At 64.8% G+C, this 18,213-nt stretch carries 17 protein-coding genes and 1 pseudogene; 10 read left to right on the forward strand and 8 right to left on the reverse strand.

Annotated features, from left to right (window positions below):
• Positions 1–36: 36 nt before the first annotated feature.
• Positions 37–438: a DUF1330 domain-containing protein gene (locus AC5ZG1_RS31180; RefSeq protein WP_456643880.1), complete on the reverse strand. Its 402-nt coding sequence runs from the start codon at positions 436–438 to the stop codon at positions 37–39.
• A 137-nt stretch (positions 439–575) separates the two neighbouring features.
• On the opposite strand from AC5ZG1_RS31180, the gene AC5ZG1_RS31185 reads away from it, so the two are divergent.
• Together AC5ZG1_RS31185 and AC5ZG1_RS31190 are read left to right on the forward strand one after the other, a co-directional pair.
• Complete coding sequence (locus AC5ZG1_RS31185) at positions 576–1,526, forward strand: DMT family transporter (protein WP_456643881.1); 951 nt, start codon at positions 576–578, stop codon at positions 1,524–1,526.
• A gap of 91 nt (positions 1,527–1,617) precedes the next feature.
• The gene (locus tag AC5ZG1_RS31190; RefSeq protein WP_130227400.1) at positions 1,618–2,601 is read left to right on the forward strand and encodes a Bug family tripartite tricarboxylate transporter substrate binding protein; all 984 of its coding nucleotides are present in this window, start codon (positions 1,618–1,620) and stop codon (positions 2,599–2,601) included.
• 122 nt (positions 2,602–2,723) lie between these two features.
• On the opposite strand, the gene AC5ZG1_RS31195 is transcribed toward AC5ZG1_RS31190, so the two are convergent.
• The gene (locus AC5ZG1_RS31195; protein WP_456643882.1) at positions 2,724–4,409 is read right to left on the reverse strand and encodes a methyl-accepting chemotaxis protein; all 1,686 of its coding nucleotides are present in this window, start codon (positions 4,407–4,409) and stop codon (positions 2,724–2,726) included.
• A gap of 239 nt (positions 4,410–4,648) precedes the next feature.
• Between AC5ZG1_RS31195 and AC5ZG1_RS31200 the strand changes: the two genes are divergently transcribed.
• The 4 genes from AC5ZG1_RS31200 to AC5ZG1_RS31215 all read left to right on the forward strand — a co-directional run bounded on the left by AC5ZG1_RS31200 (position 4,649) and on the right by AC5ZG1_RS31215 (position 9,209).
• Positions 4,649–5,692 carry a C-terminal binding protein gene (locus tag AC5ZG1_RS31200; RefSeq protein ID WP_456643883.1) on the forward strand — a complete coding sequence of 348 codons (1,044 nt, stop codon included), beginning with the start codon at positions 4,649–4,651 and terminating at the stop codon, positions 5,690–5,692.
• 200 nt (positions 5,693–5,892) lie between these two features.
• Entirely contained in the window at positions 5,893–7,233 is a 1,341-nt protein-coding gene (locus AC5ZG1_RS31205) for an ABC transporter substrate-binding protein (RefSeq protein ID WP_456643884.1), read from the forward strand.
• Between the two features lie 130 nt (positions 7,234–7,363).
• The gene (locus AC5ZG1_RS31210) at positions 7,364–8,320 is read left to right on the forward strand and encodes a carbohydrate ABC transporter permease (RefSeq protein ID WP_130227404.1); all 957 of its coding nucleotides are present in this window, start codon (positions 7,364–7,366) and stop codon (positions 8,318–8,320) included.
• Positions 8,313–9,209: a carbohydrate ABC transporter permease gene (locus AC5ZG1_RS31215; RefSeq protein ID WP_130227405.1), complete on the forward strand. Its 897-nt coding sequence runs from the start codon at positions 8,313–8,315 to the stop codon at positions 9,207–9,209. Before AC5ZG1_RS31210 ends, AC5ZG1_RS31215 begins: the two co-directional genes overlap by 8 nt.
• Before the next feature lie 3 nt (positions 9,210–9,212).
• Here AC5ZG1_RS31215 and AC5ZG1_RS31220 read toward each other — a convergent pair whose 3' ends face one another.
• The 6 genes and pseudogenes from AC5ZG1_RS31220 to AC5ZG1_RS31245 all read right to left on the reverse strand — a co-directional run bounded on the left by AC5ZG1_RS31220 (position 9,213) and on the right by AC5ZG1_RS31245 (position 14,843).
• Positions 9,213–10,049 (reverse strand): TonB family protein, encoded by an 837-nt coding sequence (locus AC5ZG1_RS31220; RefSeq protein WP_496135114.1) that lies wholly within the window; start codon positions 10,047–10,049, stop codon positions 9,213–9,215.
• The gene (gene exbD, locus AC5ZG1_RS31225) at positions 10,049–10,495 is read right to left on the reverse strand and encodes a TonB system transport protein ExbD (RefSeq protein ID WP_028163837.1); all 447 of its coding nucleotides are present in this window, start codon (positions 10,493–10,495) and stop codon (positions 10,049–10,051) included. Before exbD ends, AC5ZG1_RS31220 begins: the two co-directional genes overlap by 1 nt.
• Positions 10,496–10,498: 3 nt before the next feature.
• On the reverse strand, positions 10,499–11,254 hold the full coding sequence (exbB, locus tag AC5ZG1_RS31230) for a tonB-system energizer ExbB (RefSeq protein ID WP_456643922.1): 756 nt from the start codon (positions 11,252–11,254) through the stop codon (positions 10,499–10,501).
• A 183-nt stretch (positions 11,255–11,437) separates the two neighbouring features.
• Positions 11,438–11,935, reverse strand: a pseudogene (hutX, locus tag AC5ZG1_RS31235) (heme utilization cystosolic carrier protein HutX); the annotation flags it as partial.
• A gap of 10 nt (positions 11,936–11,945) precedes the next feature.
• Positions 11,946–12,281, reverse strand: a complete 336-nt coding sequence (gene hmuQ, locus AC5ZG1_RS31240; RefSeq protein ID WP_130227408.1) for a heme-degrading protein HmuQ — start codon at positions 12,279–12,281, stop codon at positions 11,946–11,948.
• A 168-nt stretch (positions 12,282–12,449) separates the two neighbouring features.
• Positions 12,450–14,843, reverse strand: a complete 2,394-nt coding sequence (locus AC5ZG1_RS31245; protein ID WP_496135092.1) for a TonB-dependent hemoglobin/transferrin/lactoferrin family receptor — start codon at positions 14,841–14,843, stop codon at positions 12,450–12,452.
• 262 nt (positions 14,844–15,105) lie between these two features.
• Here AC5ZG1_RS31245 and hemP point away from each other — a divergent pair, with 262 nt between their 5' ends.
• Genes hemP through AC5ZG1_RS31265 form a run of 4 tightly spaced genes read left to right on the forward strand, consistent with a single transcriptional unit; the run spans position 15,106 to position 18,155 of the window.
• Positions 15,106–15,312, forward strand: coding sequence for a hemin uptake protein HemP (gene hemP, locus AC5ZG1_RS31250; protein ID WP_496135115.1), 207 nt, complete (start codon positions 15,106–15,108; stop codon positions 15,310–15,312).
• A 7-nt stretch (positions 15,313–15,319) separates the two neighbouring features.
• Entirely contained in the window at positions 15,320–16,270 is a 951-nt protein-coding gene (locus AC5ZG1_RS31255; protein ID WP_496135093.1) for a heme/hemin ABC transporter substrate-binding protein, read from the forward strand.
• Entirely contained in the window at positions 16,267–17,364 is a 1,098-nt protein-coding gene (locus tag AC5ZG1_RS31260) for a FecCD family ABC transporter permease (protein ID WP_496135094.1), read from the forward strand. The genes AC5ZG1_RS31255 and AC5ZG1_RS31260 overlap by 4 nt, the downstream gene beginning before the upstream one ends.
• A complete protein-coding gene (locus AC5ZG1_RS31265; RefSeq protein ID WP_464345605.1) occupies positions 17,361–18,155 on the forward strand; it encodes a heme ABC transporter ATP-binding protein in 795 nt (264 codons plus the stop codon). The genes AC5ZG1_RS31260 and AC5ZG1_RS31265 overlap by 4 nt, the downstream gene beginning before the upstream one ends.
• Positions 18,156–18,213: the final 58 nt, after the last annotated feature.

The following is an 18,213-nucleotide window of genomic DNA, read 5'->3' on the forward strand; positions in this document are numbered from 1 at the left end:
ACGCGGGGCGAGGCAATCCGAGCTCGCCGCTCGGCCCTACCCCATCCTGAACTTGCTGTAGGCCTCGCTGGTCGCGACGATCACGTGCTCGGCGCAGGCGTTGCGGCGGTGAGGGTCGCAGAGGGTTTCGTACTCGGCCGAGGTCATCATGTCGATGAAGGCCGAGACTGCGGGGTAATAGACCAGCGCCAGATAGTCCCACCGGTTGCCGCCTGGCCGGCCGAGCGCGACCGCCTTGGCGTTGCCGGTCCAGAGCAGCGTGCCGCCGCGCGCCTTGATCATCGGCACCGTGAGCGCGCTGTAGCGCAGATAGGCGTCCCAGCCCGAGCCGTCGCCATCGAGCGAGCGCTCGCGGAAGCGCATCAGGTTCATCATCACGACCGGCTCCTGCGGCTGCATCGCCTTGAGGCCTTCGACGTTCAAGAGGTCCACGCCCATCCGTCTCTCCGATGATTCCTTGTGCAGTTCAGCATCGCATATGTCGCCTCCATGACGCGCCAGCGGCAGCGCGCATGGCTGCTCTCTTCCGGAGCGTCTTGTCGCACGCGGAGAATCCGGCAAAAAGGTCCCGCAGCATGACCGATCTCCGCGCCTTGCCGTCCGCACCCGCTCCCGTACGCCGCTCCGCGATCGGCTGGCTCAACAACCAGCCCTATCTGCTGCTCAGCCTGACCTCGCTGTTCTGGGCCGGCAATATCGTGATCGCGCGCTATGTCGGCAATCACGTGCCGCCGCTGACGCTGTCCTGCCTGCGCTGGCTCGGCACCAGCCTGATCCTGCTGCCCTTTGCCTGGCCGCATCTGCGGCGTGACTGGCCGGCGCTGCGTGCCCGCCTGCCGCTATTGCTGCTGCTCTCATTGACCGGCTTCGCCTTCAACAATGCGATCTCCTATTGGGGGCTGCAATACACCGAGGCCCTCAACGCGCTGTTGATCCAGTCGGCGGGGCCGCTGTTCGTTGCGCTGTGGGCGCTGGTGCTGTTCGGCGTGCGGCTGACCGGCGCGCAGCTCGCCGGCATCACCCTCTCGCTGGCCGGTGTGCTCACCATCATTCTGCGCGGCGACCTCGGCGCGCTCGCCTCCATCAGCTTCAATCGCGGCGATGTGATGCTCGCCTCCGCGCTATTGTCGTTCGGACTTTACTCCGCGCTGATGATGCGGCGCCCGGTGACGCATCAGCTCTCGCTGATCACGTTCACCACCGGCTGCGGCGCCTTGATGCTGGTGCCCGGCTCGATCTGGGAATATCTGACCGGCGCCACGCTCAAGTTCGACGCGCTGACGCTGGGAACGCTGGCCTATGTCCTGATCTTCCCGTCGGCAATGGCCTATCTGTTCTTCAACCGCGGCATCGCGCTGATCGGACCGAACCGGGCCGCGCCGTTCTTCCATTTGGTGCCGGTATTCGGCTCGGCGATGGCGATCTTCCTGCTCGGCGAGGCGCTGCAGCCGTTTCACCTGATCGGCTACGCGCTGGTGCTGGCCGGCGTCGTGATCGCCTCACGACGAGGCTCGGCCAAACGGTGAATGCGGCGCGGCAACGCCTTCCGCTTTCAGCCGCGACCGAGTAGTTTCCCCGGCAACCAACTGCCATAAACCCAGCGGAGGAAAGCACGATATGATCTCGGGACTGAAACACCATTGGCGCATCGCGGCAGCAGCATCCGTGGGGCTCGCGCTGCTATCCGGCGCGGCGACGGCGCAGGCGCCGGGCTACCCGAACCGCAACATCACGCTGGTGCTACCGTTTGCGGCCGGTAGCGGCACCGACACCACGACGCGCCTGATCTCGAAGGAGGTCGGCACTGCGCTCGGCGTCACCATGGTGGTCGACAACAAGGCGGGCGCCAACGGCTCGATCGCGGCAAGTTACGTCGCCCGCTCCGCGCCTGACGGCTACACCCTGTTCGTGACGACCAACACGACGCATTCGGCCAATCCTTTCCTGCTCAAGACCATGAGCTACGACCCGGTCAAGGACTTCACGCCGATCGCGCGCACCGGCGACTTGCCATTCATGCTGGTGATCAATCCGGACATCCCGGCAAATTCGGTGGCCGAATTGATCGCGCTCGCCAAGAAGGAGCCCGGCAAATACTCCTACGCCAGCGGCAGCTCATCGGCGATCGTGTCGGGCGCGACCTTTGCCCGCCTCGCCGGCATCGATCTCTTGCACGTCCCCTACAAGAGCTCGCCGCCCGCGCTCACCGACGTCATCGCCGGCCGCGTCTCCATGATGTTCGTCGACGTCCCGACCGGGCTGCCGCATGTCAACGCCAAGGCGCTGAAGGCGCTGGCCGTCACCACCAAGCGGCGCTCGGCGCTGTTGCCGGAGCTGCCGACCATGGATGACACGGTGAAGGGCTTCGACATCACCTCATGGCAGGGCTATCTCGGCCCGGCCAACATGCCCAAGGACATCGTGGTCAAGCTGAACGCCGAGATCCGCAAGGTCGTCGAGCGTCCGGACATCAAGAGCCAGCTCGCCGAACGCGGCATGGAAGCATTTTCGGGCACGCCCGAGGAATTCGACGCATTCCTGAAAGAACAGCTCGTGCTCTGGGAGCGGCTGATCACAGACGCCGGGATCGAGAAGCAGTGAGCTGTAAGCCGCGCTCCTGATGTTCTGCGTCATGGCCGGGCTTGTCCCGGCCATCCACGCACTTGCGGAGGCAGTCAAAGACGTGGATGCCCGGGACGAGCCCGGGCATGACGGTGAGTGCGCTACGCCGCCCGCACCTTGGCCAGGAACTGGTCGACCGCGTTGCGGAGCATTCCGGACTGGGTGTCGAGCTCGCGGGCGTTCGACAGCACGTCGGAAGCCGCGGTGCCGGTGGCGGCGGCGGCCGTGGTGACGCCGCCGATATGGGTGGAGATCTCGCTGGAGCCTGCCGCGACCTGCTGGATATTGCGCGCGATCTCACGCGTCGCATCGCCCTGCTGGTCGACCGAGGTCGAAATGCTGGCGGTGATCTCGCTCATCTGGGCGATCGTCTCGCTGATGCCGCCGATCGAGGCGACCGCCTCCGTGGTCGAGGCCTGCATTGCGGCGACCTGGGCGGAGATCTCCTCGGTCGCTTTCGCGGTCTGGTTGGCGAGCGCCTTCACTTCGGAGGCGACCACCGCAAAGCCGCGGCCGGACTCGCCGGCGCGCGCGGCTTCGATGGTGGCGTTGAGCGCGAGCAGGTTGGTCTGCGCGGCGATCGAGTGGATCAGCTTCACCACCTCGCCGATCTTTTCCGCGCCGGTGGAGAGCGCCTGCACGGTGGCGTTGGTGCGCTCGGCATCGCCCACCGCCTTGCTCGCGATCTCGCTGGACCGCGCGACCTGGCGCGAGATCTCGGTCACCGAGCTCGACAGTTCCTCGGCCGCGGCAGCCACGGTGCCGACATTGTTCGAGGCGCTTTCGGACGCCGCGCTGACGGTCGCAGCCCGCGCGCTGGCGTCGCTCGCGGTCGCCGTCATCGATTGCGCCGTGGTCTGCATGCCGGCCGCGGCGGTCGCGACCGAACGGACCACGCCGGTGATGCTGCGTTCGAAATCGTTGGCGATATTCTCCATCGCGGCACGGCGTTCGGCCGTAGCGCGGGCCTGCGTCTCCGCCTCTGCTTGCTCGAGGCCGCGGATGCGAACCGCATTGTCCTTGAAGATCTGCACGGTCGCCGCCATGGCGCCGACCTCGTCGCCCCGGCCGACGCCGGGAATATCACCATCGAGCTTGCCGTCGGCGAGTTCCCGCATCCTTGTGCCGAGCTGGCCGAGCGGCCTGGTGATGCTGCGGCCGATCAGCCAGGCGATCGAGCCGGAGATGATGGCGATGCCGAGGATCGAGAGGCCGAGCAGCCACGCGATCGGCGCCAGCTTGGCATCGATATCGTCGATATAGGCCCCGGTGCCGAGATACATGTCGAAGCCGGGAACGGCGACGGCATAGCCGATCTTGCGGATCGGCTTCTGCTCGCCGGGCCGCACATATTCGTAGGTGAGGAGGATTTCGCCCTTCGCCTTCACGCCATCCATCAATTCGCGGGACAGCCTGCGGCCGTTGGTGACCACGTCCATACGGTTGGTGCCGATCTGCTTGGGATCGGGCGCAAGGACGGTGATGCCGTCATAGGAGGTGCCGAACAAATAGCCGGAGCCGTTGTCATAGGTCATGGAATTGCCGCGCTTGCCGAGCTCGGCGAGCGCCGCCTCCTTGGTCATCCGCCCGGCATCGACCTCTTTCTTGAAGCCGGCCGCCATGTTCACGGCCATCTCGACCATCGCCTTGGTCTGATCGATGCGCGCCTTCATCATTTCGCGCTGCATCAGATGGCCCGCAAGGACGCCGGCGGCGCAGAGGCCAAGGATGGTCACCCCCACCAAAATGCCGAGTTTGGGCGTGATCTTGAGGTTGGTCAGCTTCACAGGGCGTCTCCGGGAATGGCGCGCTTGCATGTTTGGCGGATTGATTCGGCCTACCCTAATGTGAGAGCCTTTAGCGTCCGGTTACGAAACCTCTCCGTAAAAGCCCGGGAACGCCGCGCTCAAGGCAACCTGGAACGGGGCGGGGCGCTTCGCCCCGCGAAGGCGCGGCAGCGACGACTTGTCGCGGCCGGATGACGGCAGAACGACCAACAACCAAAGAAGAAAATCGGGAGCAGGAGATGTCGAAGTTCAGGGTGGTGACGCCGAAGGGCGCAAGCTTCACGGTGGCCGGCGGCGGCTACGACTATGAGAAGGAAGCGCTCGATCCGATCGGCGCCGAGATCATCGAGGCTCCCGCCAACGAGGCGGAATTCATCGCAGCCGCAAAGACCGCCGACGCGATCTACGCCAAGGGCATGCCGATCACCAAGGCGGTCATCGATGCGCTCGAGAACTGCAAGGTGATCACGCTCGGCAGCGTCGGCGTCGACAGCGTCGACGTCAAGGCGGCAACAGCCCGCGGCATCCCCGTCACCAACATTCCCGACACCTTCATCGAGGAAGTCGCCGATCACGCCATGATGCTCTTGCTTGCCGGCTTCCGCCGCCTGGTCGAGCAGGACAAGATGGTGCGCGAAGGACGCTGGACCGAAGGACGCCCGGCGCTCCTGAAAATTCCGCGCCTGATGGGACAGACGCTCGGCTTCATCTCGTTCGGACGCGTGGCACGCGCGGTGGCGAAGCGCGCCGCGCCTTTCGGCCTGCGGATGATCGCCTACGATCCGTTCATCCAGGAGACGCTGATGTCGGAACACAACGTGCTGCCGGCGACGCTGTCGGAGGTGCTGTCGCAATCCGACTTCGTCTCGATGCACGCGCCGGCGCGGCCCGAGGTGCATCACATGCTCACCGAGAAGCATTTCCGGCAGATGAAGAAGAGCGCGATCTTCATCAACACCGGACGCGGCGCCACGGTGGACGAGGAAGGGCTGATCAAGGCGCTGCAGGAAGGCTGGATCGCGCATGCTGCGCTCGACGTGCTGGAGAAGGAGCCGCCGTCGCACAACAATCCCCTGCTCCGCATGGACAACGTCACGCTGACCGCCCATGTCGCCTCCGCATCTGCACGTTTCGATGAAGCGCGCAAGCGGCGCGTGGGCTACGAATTGTCACTGGTACTTTCCGGGCTGTGGCCGGTAAGCTGCGTCAATCCGTCGGTGCTGCAGAACACCTCGCTCCGGCGCTGGCAGCCTGTCAGCATGGATCGCGGCCCGAACAGCTAGCCGGCGGGGAACGCACGTTTCCCGCGAAAACGGAAATTGTGCGGGGCAAAAGTCTCTAGAGCATGATCCGGAAAAGTGTGAAGCGGTTTTTCGAAAAGATCATGCTCAAACAATATTAGGCGATCGCTTCGGCCCCATGAGGGCTGAAGCTCACGTTCACCGGCGAGTAACGCCGGGAACGATAAAACAGGGAGGAGACTATGGGGAACGACCTCACCCGTCGTGACGCGTTGGCGCTTGGCCTCTCGGCCGCGGCGCTGGCGGCAACCGGCGCTTCGGCACAATCAACGGAATCGCTGGTCAAGGCGGCCGACGTGGCGGCACCGTCGCTACCGATCGAGAAGGGCGCAAGCCTGCGGATGCTGCGCCCGGTTCGCTTCGTCAAGGCTGACGAGGACGTGTTCCGCGCCAACGCGGCCAAGTTCACCGAGAAGATGGGCGTCGAGGTCAAGGTCGATTTCGTCGGCTGGGAGGACATCAACCAGCAGACCGCGGTGACCTCGAACTCTGGCGCTGGTCCCGACATCATCATCGGCTTCTCGGACGCGCCGCATATCTACGCCGACAAGCTGATCGAACTCACCGATGTCGCCGAATATCTCGGCAAGCGCTATGGCGGCTGGCAGACGCTGGCCCAGAAATACGGCAAGCGCGCCAAGGGCAACGCCTGGATCGGATTGCCGTTCGGCGCCAGCGGCGGCCCGCTGGTGTACCGCAAGTCGGTGCTGCAATCGATCGGCTACGACAAGATACCGGAGGATCATGCGGGCGTGCTGGACGTCTGCCGCAAGCTGCAGAAGGCCGGCAAGCCCGCAGGCTACGCACTCGGCAACGCCGTCGGCGACGGCAACGGCTTTGCCAACTGGATCCTGTGGTCGCACAATGCATCCCTGCTCGATGAAGAGGGCAAGGTCACCATCAACAGCAAGGAGACGGTGGCCGCGCTGAAATATCTGAAGGAGCTGTATCCGACCTTCATCGCCGGCACGCCGTCCTGGAATGACGTCTCCAACAACCGCGCCTACTCCTCGCAGGAAATCGCGCTGACGGCCAACGGCGTCTCGCTCTATTTCGCGCTGAAGAACGATCCGGCGACCGCTGCGATCGCCGAGGACACCGAGCATCAGTTCCTGCCGAAGGGCCTGGCAGCCTCCACGCCGATGTCGGGGCTGACGCTGAACGCGATGGTGTTCAAGCACAGCCCCTATCCGAATGCGGCGAAAGCCTTCCTGCAGTTCATGCTGGAGAAGGAGCAGTACGAGCCGTGGCTCAACGCCAACAGCGGGTACTGGTCGCAGCCGCTCGCGGCCTACGCGGATGCTGCCGTGTGGTCCGGCGATCCCAAGGTCAAGATATTCAAGGACACCATGAAAAGCCAGTACTACGCCGGCTACAAGGGCCCGATCTCGACCGCGACCGGCGCCGTCAATGCCGACTACGTGCTGGTGCAGATGTGTGCGTCTGTCGCGACCGATGCCGCAACGCCGGAGGCTGCAGCCGCCGAAGCCGAGCGGCGCTGCAAGCGCTATTTCCGGCGCTAAATCGACAAACACCGTCATTGCGAGGAGCAACGCGACGAAGCAATTCATGTCTCCACAAGCGGTGAGATGGATTGCTTCGCTCCGCTCGCAATGACGGCGTAGGGCTCTGATCAGCACAGGACACGCATTCATGTCCGTGACCACACTCTCTCCCCGAGGCCTGGCGCTCCGCCAGCCGAACTGGTTCGCGCGCCTGCTCGACTACAAGCCGTTCCTGATCGTCGTCTGCCTTGCGCCGGCGATCGGGCTGCTCGCCGTGTTCCTCACCTATCCGCTTGGGCTCGGCGTCTGGCTCGCCTTCACCGACACCACGATCGGGCGACGCGGCATCTATGTCGGACTGGAGAATTTCCAGTACCTCCTCAGCGATCCCCTGTGGTGGGGCGCGGTGTTCTACAGCGTGTTCTACACGGCGGTCGCGACCTTCGGAAAATTCGCGCTCGGCTTCTGGCTGGCGCTGCTGCTCAACAACCACTTCCCGTTCAAGAGCATCCTGCGCGCCATCGTGCTGCTGCCCTGGATCGTGCCGACCGTGCTGTCGGCGCTGGCGTTCTGGTGGATCTACGATCCGCAATTCTCGATCATTTCCTATCTACTGGTCGACGTGCTGCACTGGCGCTCCACCAATATCGACTTCCTCGGCTCGGCCTGGCCGGCGCGGTTCTCGCTGATCGCGGCCAATATCTGGCGCGGCATCCCGTTCGTGGCGATCTCGCTGCTGGCGGGCCTGCAGACCATCTCGCCGTCGCTGTACGAGGCGGCGATGCTGGACGGTGCCTCATCCTGGCAGCGCTTCCGCTACATCACCTTCCCGATGATGATGCCGATCCTGGCGATCGTGATGACATTCTCGATCATCTTCACCTTCACCGATTTCCAGCTCGTCTATGCCATCACCCGCGGCGGGCCGGTGAACTCGACGCACCTGCTCGCGACGCTAGCGTTCCAGCGCGGCATTGCCGGCGGCGAGCTTGGCGAGGGCGCGGCGATCGCCGTATCGATGGTGCCGTTCCTGGTGTTCGCGACGCTGTTCAGCTATTTCGGCCTCGCCCGGCGCAAATGGCAGCAGGGAGAGAGCGATGACTGACGCGGTCGCGCAACCAACCAACGTCGCCAGCGCCGCTCCCGATACCATGGCGTGGGACTCCCGCGCGCGGCGGATGGTCATGATCTATCTGCCGCTCGCCTGCTTCGTCATCATCCTGCTGTTCCCGTTCTACTGGATGGCGGTGACCGCGTTCAAACCGAACGCGGAGCTGTTGAACTACAAGGAGCACAACCCGTTCTGGATCTCCTCGCCGACGCTGGCGCATATCCAGCACCTCCTGTTCAACACCGCCTATCCGCGCTGGCTGAAGACGACGATGCTGGTGGCGATCGGCTCCACCTTCCTGTCGCTGCTCGCGAGCACGCTTGCAGCTTACGCGATCGAGCGGCTGCGCTTCCGCGGCAGTCCCTATGTGGGCCTCGGCATCTACCTCGCCTATCTGGTGCCGCCATCGATCCTGTTCATTCCGCTCGCAACTGTCGTGGTGCAGTTCGGCCTGTTCGACAGCCCGCTGGCGCTGATCCTGGTCTATCCGACCTTCCTGGTGCCATTCTGCACCTGGCTCCTGATCGGCTATTTCAAGTCGATCCCCTATGAGCTCGAGGAATGCGCGCTGGTCGACGGCGCGACAAGGTTGCAGATCCTGCGGCGGATCACACTGCCGCTCGCCGTGCCCGGCCTGATCTCGGCCGGCATCTTCTCCTTCACGCTGTCATGGAATGAGTTCATCTACGCGCTCGCCTTCATCCAGAGCAGCGCCAACAAGACCGTGCCGGTCGCGATCCTGACCGAGCTCGTCTCCGGCGACGTCTATCAATGGGGCGCGCTGATGGCGGGCTCGCTGCTCGGCTCGTTGCCGGTTGCGATCTTCTACTCGCTGTTCGTGGACTACTACGTGTCCTCGCTCACCGGCGCGGTGAAGGAGTAGCGGTTATCGCAGCGAGAACGAGATCGGGACGTTGAACCCCATGGCGGGGTGCTTCATGTCTGATGGAAACGGCGGAAATGGCTGGGCGCGGCGAACCATGGCCACCACCTCCGCATCCAGCGCGGGATTGCCCGAGGAACGGCCGAGCCGGCTCGACGTCACCTGTCCGCCGCGACTGAGCGTGAAAACCACGCTGGCGATGCCCTGCTGTCCGGCGGACTTGGCGCCCGGCGGATATTGCTTGAAGCGCAAGAGATGGGCGCGGACGATCTGATTGTAGGAGGCAACCGCGGCAGCAGATGCACCGCTGCTGACGGCGGACATGGTCGGTCCCTGGCGCTCGACGCGTGGTGACGCGGTGGTGCGCGGCGCCGGCGGTGCCTCCGTCGGCTTCTTGGCGTCGGGGCGAACCACTTTCGGCTTGGCCGGCGTGGGCTTGCGGTCGGGAACGGGCTTTGCCGGTTCGGGCGCCGGTGGTGCCGGCTGCAGCTTTTGCTCCGGTGGCGCCACGACCTCGGGCTTCTCCTGCGGCGGGGTCGGCGGGATCAGCTCTTCCACCGCCTGCTGCGGCACCGGCTCGGGCGGCGAAGCGTCAGCGGCCTGCATCTCGGGGCCCGGCGCGAGATCCAGCGGCGTCGATTGCGGCGCTGAGGCCGCCGGCGCCATGTCGACCATGATCGCAGGCAGGGAGACACCGGGCAGCGGCTGCTCGCGATACCATTTCATACCGGCCGCGATTAGCGCTGCATGCGTGGCGAGGATCACGAGCGCCGAGATGCCCCAGCGCCGCAACGCGGCCTGATCGGTAACGTCATGCAGCGCAAACGCGTTCATGGCGATCAGCTTCGGCCGTCGAGGCCGACCAGCGCGATCTTGAGATAGCCCGCGTTGCGCAGCAGGTTCATCACCTCCATCAATTCGCCATAGCTCACCGCCTTGTCGGCGCGCACGAAGATGCGCTCGTCCTTGCGGCCCTTGGTGGCGCCGTCCAGCGTCGTGGCAAGCGCGTCACGCGCGACGATGTCCTCGCCGACAGCGACCGAGAGGTCGGGCTTCACCGTGACAAACACCGGCTTGTCGGGACGCGGCTGCGGCTCGGCGGTGCTCGCGGGCAGATCGACGCCGAGATCGACCGTGGCGAGCGGTGCCGCAACCATGAAGATGATGAGCAGCACCAGCATGACATCGATGAAGGGAGTGACGTTGATCTCATGCGCCTCGACGAGATCATCCTCGGCGCGAAACCGTCCGCCCCCTGCACTGCCCGCCCCGAGCCTGACGCCCATCATTCACTCCGCGGCGCGGGCGAGGCGAAACAGGCCGCGATCGCCCTCGCGGCTGACCAGGAGCAGCACCATCGCGCAGGCGTCTCCAAGCAGCGCGCGATGTGCCGCGATCGACCGTGTCAGGTGATTGTAGATCACAACCGCAGGGATCGCCGCGACCAGCCCCAGCGCGGTCGCAAGCAACGCTTCGGCAATGCCGGGCGCGACTACGGCGAGGTTGGTCGTATGCGCCTCGGAGATGCCGATGAAGGAATTCATGATGCCCCACACCGTGCCGAACAGGCCGACAAAGGGCGCAGTGGCGCCGATGGTCGCGAGCACACCGGTGCCGCGCGCGATCTGCCGCGCCATCGCGGCCTCGACTCGCTCCAACCTGAGCGCGGTGCGCTCCTTGAAGCCGTCATCGAACACGCCGCCGGAGAGGCTCGCCTCGCGCGCCGCGGACTGGATGATCTGCGCCACCGCGTCGTCGTCGCCGCGGCTCGCCTGCTCCGCCTCGGCCAGCACCGTATCCTTCTCGAGCAGCCGCAGCCGCTGTTTCGCCAGCGCCGTCTTGCGCCGGATCTCGATGGTCTTTGCCAGCCAGATCGTCCACGTCGCCAGCGAGGCGAAAGCGAGCCCGATCATGACCGCCTTCACCACGATGTCGGCGCTCTGGAACATGCCCCAGGGCGAGAGGTTGCGCGGCAATAGCGCGTTGTCGTCGGCGGCGAAGCAGGTGGCCGGCCACAGCATTGCGTTGGAAGCGATCAGCGCCATGACGATCAGGCGCCGGCAAAATCCATCGAACCATGCTTGCATGATCGCCTCCCGACCTTGCTTCCTCAGGCCGCGCTCCTAGAGCTTCGGTTCTGATTGAATCAGAACCGAAGCTCTAGATTCTTGTTTTGACGCGTTTTCTTCACGCGAACCGGTGTCCACTTCGCTCGAAAACGCGCTGGGCGCGATCCGGTCCGCGAGTGCACGGAAGCGCTGGAGCTGGTCGCCACGCAGCGCGCGGGTCTCGTCGCGACCGACGAACACCTTGAACATGATGCCGCCGTCGACATTGATGAAGGCGATGAAGGCTGACGACTTGCCCATGAAGGGGCGCTCGACAAAGGCGATCGCCGCGCAACGCTCGTGGCGGAGATGGCCGTGCAGGCCCTTCGGCTGCATCAGGTTGAAATAGCCGCGGCCGATCTCGCCCGCTGGTATCGCGCCGGTGAACTCGAAAATCGCATCGTCGGTGTGGACGATCAGCGTCACCTCGCCCCAACCGGCGATGTCCTGCATGGCGGCGGCGAATTCGCCGCCCGCACCGATCCGCGCCATCTCGCCCGGCAACGCCTCGATCACCGCGCGCGGCGAAATCTTTCGCTCGCGCGCGACGTCCTCGATCACGGCGCCGGGATTGTCGGCCATGTAGGCCCTGAGATCGGCGAGCTCCGTACTCGACATAACGGTCTCCTTACGCCGCGGCGCTCGCCTTGCGTTCGCTCTGGATCACCTCAAAGCCTTCGAACTTGGGATGACCGAGATAAAGGCTCTCGCCGGTCTTGTTGTCGGCACGGGCATGCGCGCGGCGGAATTCTTCCGAGCGCGTCCAGGCCTCGAACGCCGCCTTGTCGACCCAGGTGGTGTGTGACGAATAGAGCGTGTGGTCCTCGGCCTCCGGCCCCTTGAGCAGATGGAATTCGACGAAGCCCGGCAGGTTGCCGAGATAGGACTCCCGGGTGGCCCAGACGGTCTCGAACGCCTGCTCCGAGCCTTTCTTCACCTGGAAGCGGTTCATGGCGATAAACATTGTCGAATTCTCCTTCCTACGTTCGCGGCGCTGGCCGCTTGTCGGGTTTTCGGCGCTGCGCCGCTTGCGCAGCCTGCCGGTTAAGTTGGTTGAAAACAAGAACGTGCCAGGCCGCGCTGGACCCTCAGCGCGGCCGCGGCACGGATGAAAGAGCTCCCGGTTCCTCGATCAGGTCCCTCCAAAGTGATATCTGAGGCCGCCCTTGAAGACGATCCCCGGCCCCGCGCTGGCCCATTTGACGTCGTTCTGGGTGTCGCCGGTGGAGCCGACCGGAATGGCGTAGGGACGGTAATATTGATCCAGGAGGTTCTCGACCGAGAAGTTGAGCACCAGATCGCGCGTCGGCGTATAGGCCACGTAGAGGTTCACGAGATCGTAGGACGTCGCCGGCGTGAAGGTCGGCGGGATATTGTTGTTGGCCAGCGCCGACGTCCACATCGCGGAGATCACCAGCGTGTTGTCGAGCAGGCGCACGCCGGCCGTCGTCGTGATCTTCTGCGGCGGAATGCTGTAGAGCCCGAGGCCGGTCTGGAGGTTCTTGCCCTGCATGTAGCTCCCGGCAATGCCGACGAACCAGGTTCTGGCATCATACATCGTCTCGGCTTCGAAACCCTCGATTCGGGCCTCGGCGATGTTCTGGTACTGCACGAAGGGCAATACGGTGATGCGCGGTGCGGGCGGCGGACCGGTCGGAACCACGAGCGGAGGTCCGTACGACACCAGATCGATGTAGTTCTCGATGTCGTTGCGGAAGAAGTTGAACTTGCCGCGGATGCTGTCGCCGGGCACGAACAGGTCGTTCTTCTTCAGGTTGAAGCCGATTTCCTTGTTCTTGCCGATCTCGGGCTTCAGGTTCGGGTTGGGGACGAAGCAGAATGTCGAGTCGGCGCCGGGCCCCGGCGTGCCCGACGGACAGCGGAAGAACGAATCGTTGATGGTGGCGCCGGAATGCGGGCCGTTGACGAGCGTCTCGGTGATCGACGGCGCGCGGTAGCCTTCGGCATAGCTGACATAGGGCGTCAGCATCGCGGCAGGCATCAGTCCGACCGTGATCTTCGGCGACAGGCGGTCGCCGCTGGAGGACGTCGTCCCCGATTCTAATTGGTAATTGTCGTAACGCAGCGCCGAGATGGTTTCGACCAGATTCTGGTAATTGGCCTTCCACTGCACGAAGCCGCCCGACACCGTGCGCCGGCCACCTGGCGTCGTCACCTCGGACGTGCCGCTCCTGTCGTTCGTGCTCACCTCGTCCTGGAATGCGTCGAGACCGTAGGTGATGGCATTGTGCCAATCCAACAAATCGAAACGTGAGGTGTTGTGGATGTCGACGCCGTACGTATCCAGGAGATAGCCGCGATTGCTGCCGATACAGCCGGAGACCGCGTTGCCGGGCACGCCGCCGCAGAAGGCCGACGGTGTAGCGCTGGTGTGCCCGGTCTTGATCTGGTCGTTCTCGGTGCGATTCCAGTAAACCTTCGCATCCCAGTCGAACAACCGGTCATCGGGCTGCGAATAGGTCCAGCCGAGCGTCGTCGTGTAGTTCTTCACGTTGCTGGCGTAGATCGACGTGCCGGAGAGATTGTTGGTGCCGTTCGCATTGGTCGAGTTGGGCTCGCCCGCACGCCGCGCCGGCTGACCGACGCTGTAGATGTCTTCCTGGAAGATGGTGCCGAGCTTGACCTCGTGTCCGTCGGCCGGGCGCACCGTCAGCTTGGCGATGCCGCTGGAGAGCCGGTTGCCGGTATTGGCGACCTCAAACCCGGTGCCGTCCTTATAGTTCTCCTGCGTGCTGTAGGTGCCGCCGGCGAACACGTCGACATTGGGATTGACACGAACGCCGCCGAAAACCGAGGTGAGCCAGCGCCCCTCATTGCTGCCGAACACATTCTTGTAGTCGACGCCCCAGCGCTCGCCGGGGCGCACCACATCCTCGATGTCCTTGGTGCGAAACGAGGCCACGCCGCCGATCGCGCCGGAGCCGTAGATGTTCGCCGTCGGACCGCGCACGATGTCGATGCTGCTGATCAATTCCGGATTGAGGAAGAAGGAGCCGTTCGCGAAGTGGCCGGTGCGCTGGTAGTTCTGCCGGGCGCCATCGACCACCACCGCAACGCGACCGAAGTCCTGCAGGCCGCGGATGTTGATCGACGTCGACGGCTCGTCGCCGCGATCCTGCACCCAGACGCCGGGCAGATTATAGAGGAGATCGCCGATCGTGCTGGGCTGGCGGCCCTGGATCTGCTCGAGCGTAACGACGCTGACGGGCGCTAGCGCGTCGATTGCGCGCTCCTCGATCTTCGATGCGGCAATGGTGATGGTGTCGAGCGATTGCACCGTCACGGCACCGATCTGCGCGCGCGCATTCATCACGGGCGCCGCCGCCTGCTGTTCGACTTTCGGCTTCGCCGGCTTGCGCTTGGCCTGCTTGGCGCGCTCCGACGCGCGACCGGCCGGCTGCGCGTCCGCAGTCTGGGCGAACCCGGACTCCGAAAGCAACAACCCGATTGAAACCACTGATGCGCCCAAAATAAAGGCGCGCAAAATCCTAGCCCCGTCAGCCATATTGCCCCAATCCAAAGATCTGCTTTTTGGGTCTGGCTGGCGTGCGCGCGCGAAATGATGCGAGCGGCTTGCTGGCTACCAAAATACACAGTGCGGGTCACACGCCCGCGCTACGTTCACATTCGTTACGTCGCGGTAACAAAGTGGTCAACAACGGCACGGCGCAGTTTATATCGATTGTAAACTGCAGTGATTGGATTGCGGTGCGGGCGACCTGTACAAACAGCCATCCAGAGAACGTTCGGGGCGCAGCAAAGAGGATATGGCGGCAACTTCCGGAGACAATAGCGAAGGCGCCGGGGGGCGCGCAGCAAATGCCTCACCTGCCGTGAGAAACCTCTCGATGACCGGCAACCGGATCGACAGCCGCGAGCTGTTTCAGACCGAACGGGAGATCATGATCGCGCATGGCAACGAGATTTACCGGTTGCGTCTGACGTCGCAGAACAAGCTGATCCTGACCAAGTGATCCCTCAATGGCAATTTGTCGCACGCTCGCAATCCTGCTGATCGCCAGCCTCTTGCCCGTTGAGACGGCACCGGCCGCAAACACCACCGTGCATGATGCGCGCGACCGCGACGTCATCATCGACAACCCCTCGCGAATCGTCTCGATCGGGGGGGCGATCACCGAAATCCTTTATGCGCTCGGCTTCGAGGACCGTGTCGCCGGCGTCGATGCGACCAGCCTCTATCCGGCCGCCGCGCTGCGCGACAAACCCAATGTCGGCTATATGCGCCAGCTCTCGCCCGAGGGCGTGCTCGGGCTCAACCCGTCGCTGGTGCTGGCGGTGCAGGGTTCGGGACCGAAGGAAACCATGGACGTGCTGGAAGCGGCCAAGGTGCCGCTGGTGCTGGTGCCCGAAACCTTCTCCGAGCAGGGATTGCTCGACAAGATCAAACTGGTCGGCCACGCCATGGATGCCGATCCGCGCGCCGAATGCCTGACCACCGCCGTCGCGCATGATCTCGCGCAATTGCGCGAGCTGCGCGCCAAGGTCACGAAGCCGGTGCGGGTGATGTTCGTGATGTCGCTGCTCAACGGCCGCGCCATGGCGGCAGGCCGGAAAACGGCGGCGAACGAGATCATCCAGCTCGCCGGCGGCGTCAATGCGGTCGAGGGCTATGACGGCTACAAGATCGTCAGCGACGAGGCGATCGTCGCCGCCAAGCCCGACGTCGTGCTGTCGATCCAGCGCGGCAAGGATTCGCTGGAAGCCGAGGCGATCTATGCGCATCCGGCCTTCGCGCTGACGCCGGTCGCGGCGAACAAGAGCTTCATCTCGATGGAAGGACTCTATCTGCTCGGCTTCGGACCGCGCACGGCGGCTGCAGCGCGCGACCTTTCCACGAAGCTATACCCGGCGCTGGCGCCTCAGGCAGAGAAGTTCGTGCCCGCGGCGCTCGCGGCGAATTGTCGGCAATGAGCGCCTTGGCGGACGCGCGTGGCAATACTGCCGATCCTCGTACCAAGCGCTCGCGGCCGCCGGCAACGCTGACGCTGCTTTGCCTTTGCGCCGCGCTCGTCGGCACTGCGCTCATTGCGGTGACCCTGGGTGCCGCCGGAATCCCCCTCGCCCGCCTTCCCGCCGCGCTCGGCCTGTGGGGCGACGGCGCGGCCAATCCGCTGGTTGCGCGCGACCAGCTCGTGCTGTGGTCGATCCGGATTCCGCGGATCGTCGCCGCGGCGATGGTTGGCAGCCTCCTGGCGGCATCCGGCGCGATCATGCAGGGGTTGTTCCGCAATCCCCTCGCCGATCCCGCGCTTGTCGGCGTCTCCAGCGGCGGTGCCTTTGCTGCGGCCGCCGCGATCGTCTTCACCGACAGCCACATCGGCGAGAGCGTCCGCTTTATGCAGCACCAATTGCTGCCGCTGTCGGCGTTCGTCGGCTCGCTGGTGACGACCATCCTCCTCTACAGCATCGCAAGCCGCGCCGGTCGGACGTCGATCGCGATCTTCCTGCTGGCGGGAATTGCGATCGCCGCGATCGCCAATGCGGGCATCGGGCTTCTGGTCTTCGTCGCCGACGACCGCCAACTCCGCGACATCACCTTCTGGATGCTGGGCTCGATGAGCGGCGCGACCTGGGGCAAGATCGCGACACTGGCGCCGGTGCTCACCGTTGCGCTGCTCGCGTGCCTGTCGATCGCGCGCGGGCTCGATGTGCTCGTGCTCGGCGAGGCCGAGGCTTTTCACAGCGGCGTCGACGTCGAGCGATTGAAACGGATTTCCATCATCCTGGTTTCAGCCATGACGGGGGTCGCGGTCTCCGTGTGCGGCGTCGTCGGCTTTGTCGGCATCGTGGTGCCGCATCTGCTCCGGCTCGCGATCGGACCGGCGCACCGGCTGCTGCTGCCGGCCTCGGTGCTGCTGGGCGCCGTGCTTTTGGTCGGCGCCGACACGATGGCCCGCACTATCGTGGCGCCGGCGGAAATGCCGATCGGCATCCTGACGGCGGCGGTCGGCGCGCCGTTCTTCCTCACCATCCTGTTGCGGCAGCGCAGCCTGGTTTCGCTATGATTCCGATGCTGCAGGCAAGCTCGGTCTCGGTCGTGGTCAGTGGCGCCACGCTGGTCGATGCCGTCGATCTGCGTGTCAATCCGGGCGAGATGATCGCGATCGTCGGGCCGAACGGCGCCGGGAAGTCGACGCTGCTGCGCATGCTGTCCGGCGACATCACACCGACGCGCGGCACGGTCGAATTGAAGCAGCGCACGCTCCGCGCCTATCCGCCGCGCGAATTGGCGCGGCATCGCGCCATGCTGTCGCAGCATGTCAACGTCACCTTCCCGTTCACGGTAGAGGAAATCGTCTACATGGGCGCGGGCGACAATTCGCGCGCGACGGCCGCGCCGCTGGTCGAGTCCGCACTGGATGAGGTCGGGCTGAGCGGCTTCCGCCATCGCCAATTGCCGACGCTGTCGGGCGGCGAGCAGCAGCGCGCGCATTTCGCCCGCGTGCTGGTGCAGCTCGCCTGCGGCGAAGCGCAGAACGGTGCGGGCCTGTTGCTGCTGGACGAGCCGACCTCGAGCCTCGATCTCAGGCACCAGATCGACCTGGTCGAGACCGCGCGCCGCCGCGCGCAGAACGGCACCGCTGTGATCGCGATCCTGCACGACCTCAACCTCGCGATGCGCTTTGCCGACCGTCTCGTTCTCCTGCATCGCGGCCGGCTTGCGGTCGACGGCGGCCGCAGCGAGGCGATGACCGCGGAGACGATCCGCACCATCTTCGAGATCGACGCCACGATCGACCATACTGAGAGCGGCATCCCCTTCCTGCTGCCGCAAACGATGCGACCGGTGACGTAACGCCGCAGGCATATCCAGCGGCAATTGCCGGCCGTCACGAAATTGTCAGCCGCTTGTA

The organism is Bradyrhizobium sp. Leo78 (assembly GCF_059512425.1).

Excerpts from the sequence above, each read along its gene's own strand:
- AC5ZG1_RS31185 (WP_456643881.1), top strand. The coding sequence starts at position 576 with ATGACCGATCTCCGCGCCTTGCCGTCCGCACCCGCTCCCGTACGCCGC.
- AC5ZG1_RS31245 (WP_496135092.1), bottom strand. The coding sequence starts at position 14,843 with ATGGCTGACGGGGCTAGGATTTTGCGCGCCTTTATTTTGGGCGCATCA.
- AC5ZG1_RS31200 (WP_456643883.1), top strand. The coding sequence starts at position 4,649 with ATGTCGAAGTTCAGGGTGGTGACGCCGAAGGGCGCAAGCTTCACGGTG.
- exbB (WP_456643922.1), bottom strand. The coding sequence starts at position 11,254 with ATGGCGCTGATCGCTTCCAACGCAATGCTGTGGCCGGCCACCTGCTTC.
- exbD (WP_028163837.1), bottom strand. The coding sequence starts at position 10,495 with ATGGGCGTCAGGCTCGGGGCGGGCAGTGCAGGGGGCGGACGGTTTCGC.
- AC5ZG1_RS31255 (WP_496135093.1), top strand. The coding sequence starts at position 15,320 with ATGGCAATTTGTCGCACGCTCGCAATCCTGCTGATCGCCAGCCTCTTG.
- hemP (WP_496135115.1), top strand. The coding sequence starts at position 15,106 with ATGGCGGCAACTTCCGGAGACAATAGCGAAGGCGCCGGGGGGCGCGCA.
- hmuQ (WP_130227408.1), bottom strand. The coding sequence starts at position 12,281 with ATGTTTATCGCCATGAACCGCTTCCAGGTGAAGAAAGGCTCGGAGCAG.
- AC5ZG1_RS31265 (WP_464345605.1), top strand. The coding sequence starts at position 17,361 with ATGATTCCGATGCTGCAGGCAAGCTCGGTCTCGGTCGTGGTCAGTGGC.
- AC5ZG1_RS31190 (WP_130227400.1), top strand. The coding sequence starts at position 1,618 with ATGATCTCGGGACTGAAACACCATTGGCGCATCGCGGCAGCAGCATCC.
- AC5ZG1_RS31260 (WP_496135094.1), top strand. The coding sequence starts at position 16,267 with ATGAGCGCCTTGGCGGACGCGCGTGGCAATACTGCCGATCCTCGTACC.
- AC5ZG1_RS31180 (WP_456643880.1), bottom strand. The coding sequence starts at position 438 with ATGGGCGTGGACCTCTTGAACGTCGAAGGCCTCAAGGCGATGCAGCCG.
- AC5ZG1_RS31215 (WP_130227405.1), top strand. The coding sequence starts at position 8,313 with ATGACTGACGCGGTCGCGCAACCAACCAACGTCGCCAGCGCCGCTCCC.
- AC5ZG1_RS31210 (WP_130227404.1), top strand. The coding sequence starts at position 7,364 with ATGTCCGTGACCACACTCTCTCCCCGAGGCCTGGCGCTCCGCCAGCCG.
- AC5ZG1_RS31205 (WP_456643884.1), top strand. The coding sequence starts at position 5,893 with ATGGGGAACGACCTCACCCGTCGTGACGCGTTGGCGCTTGGCCTCTCG.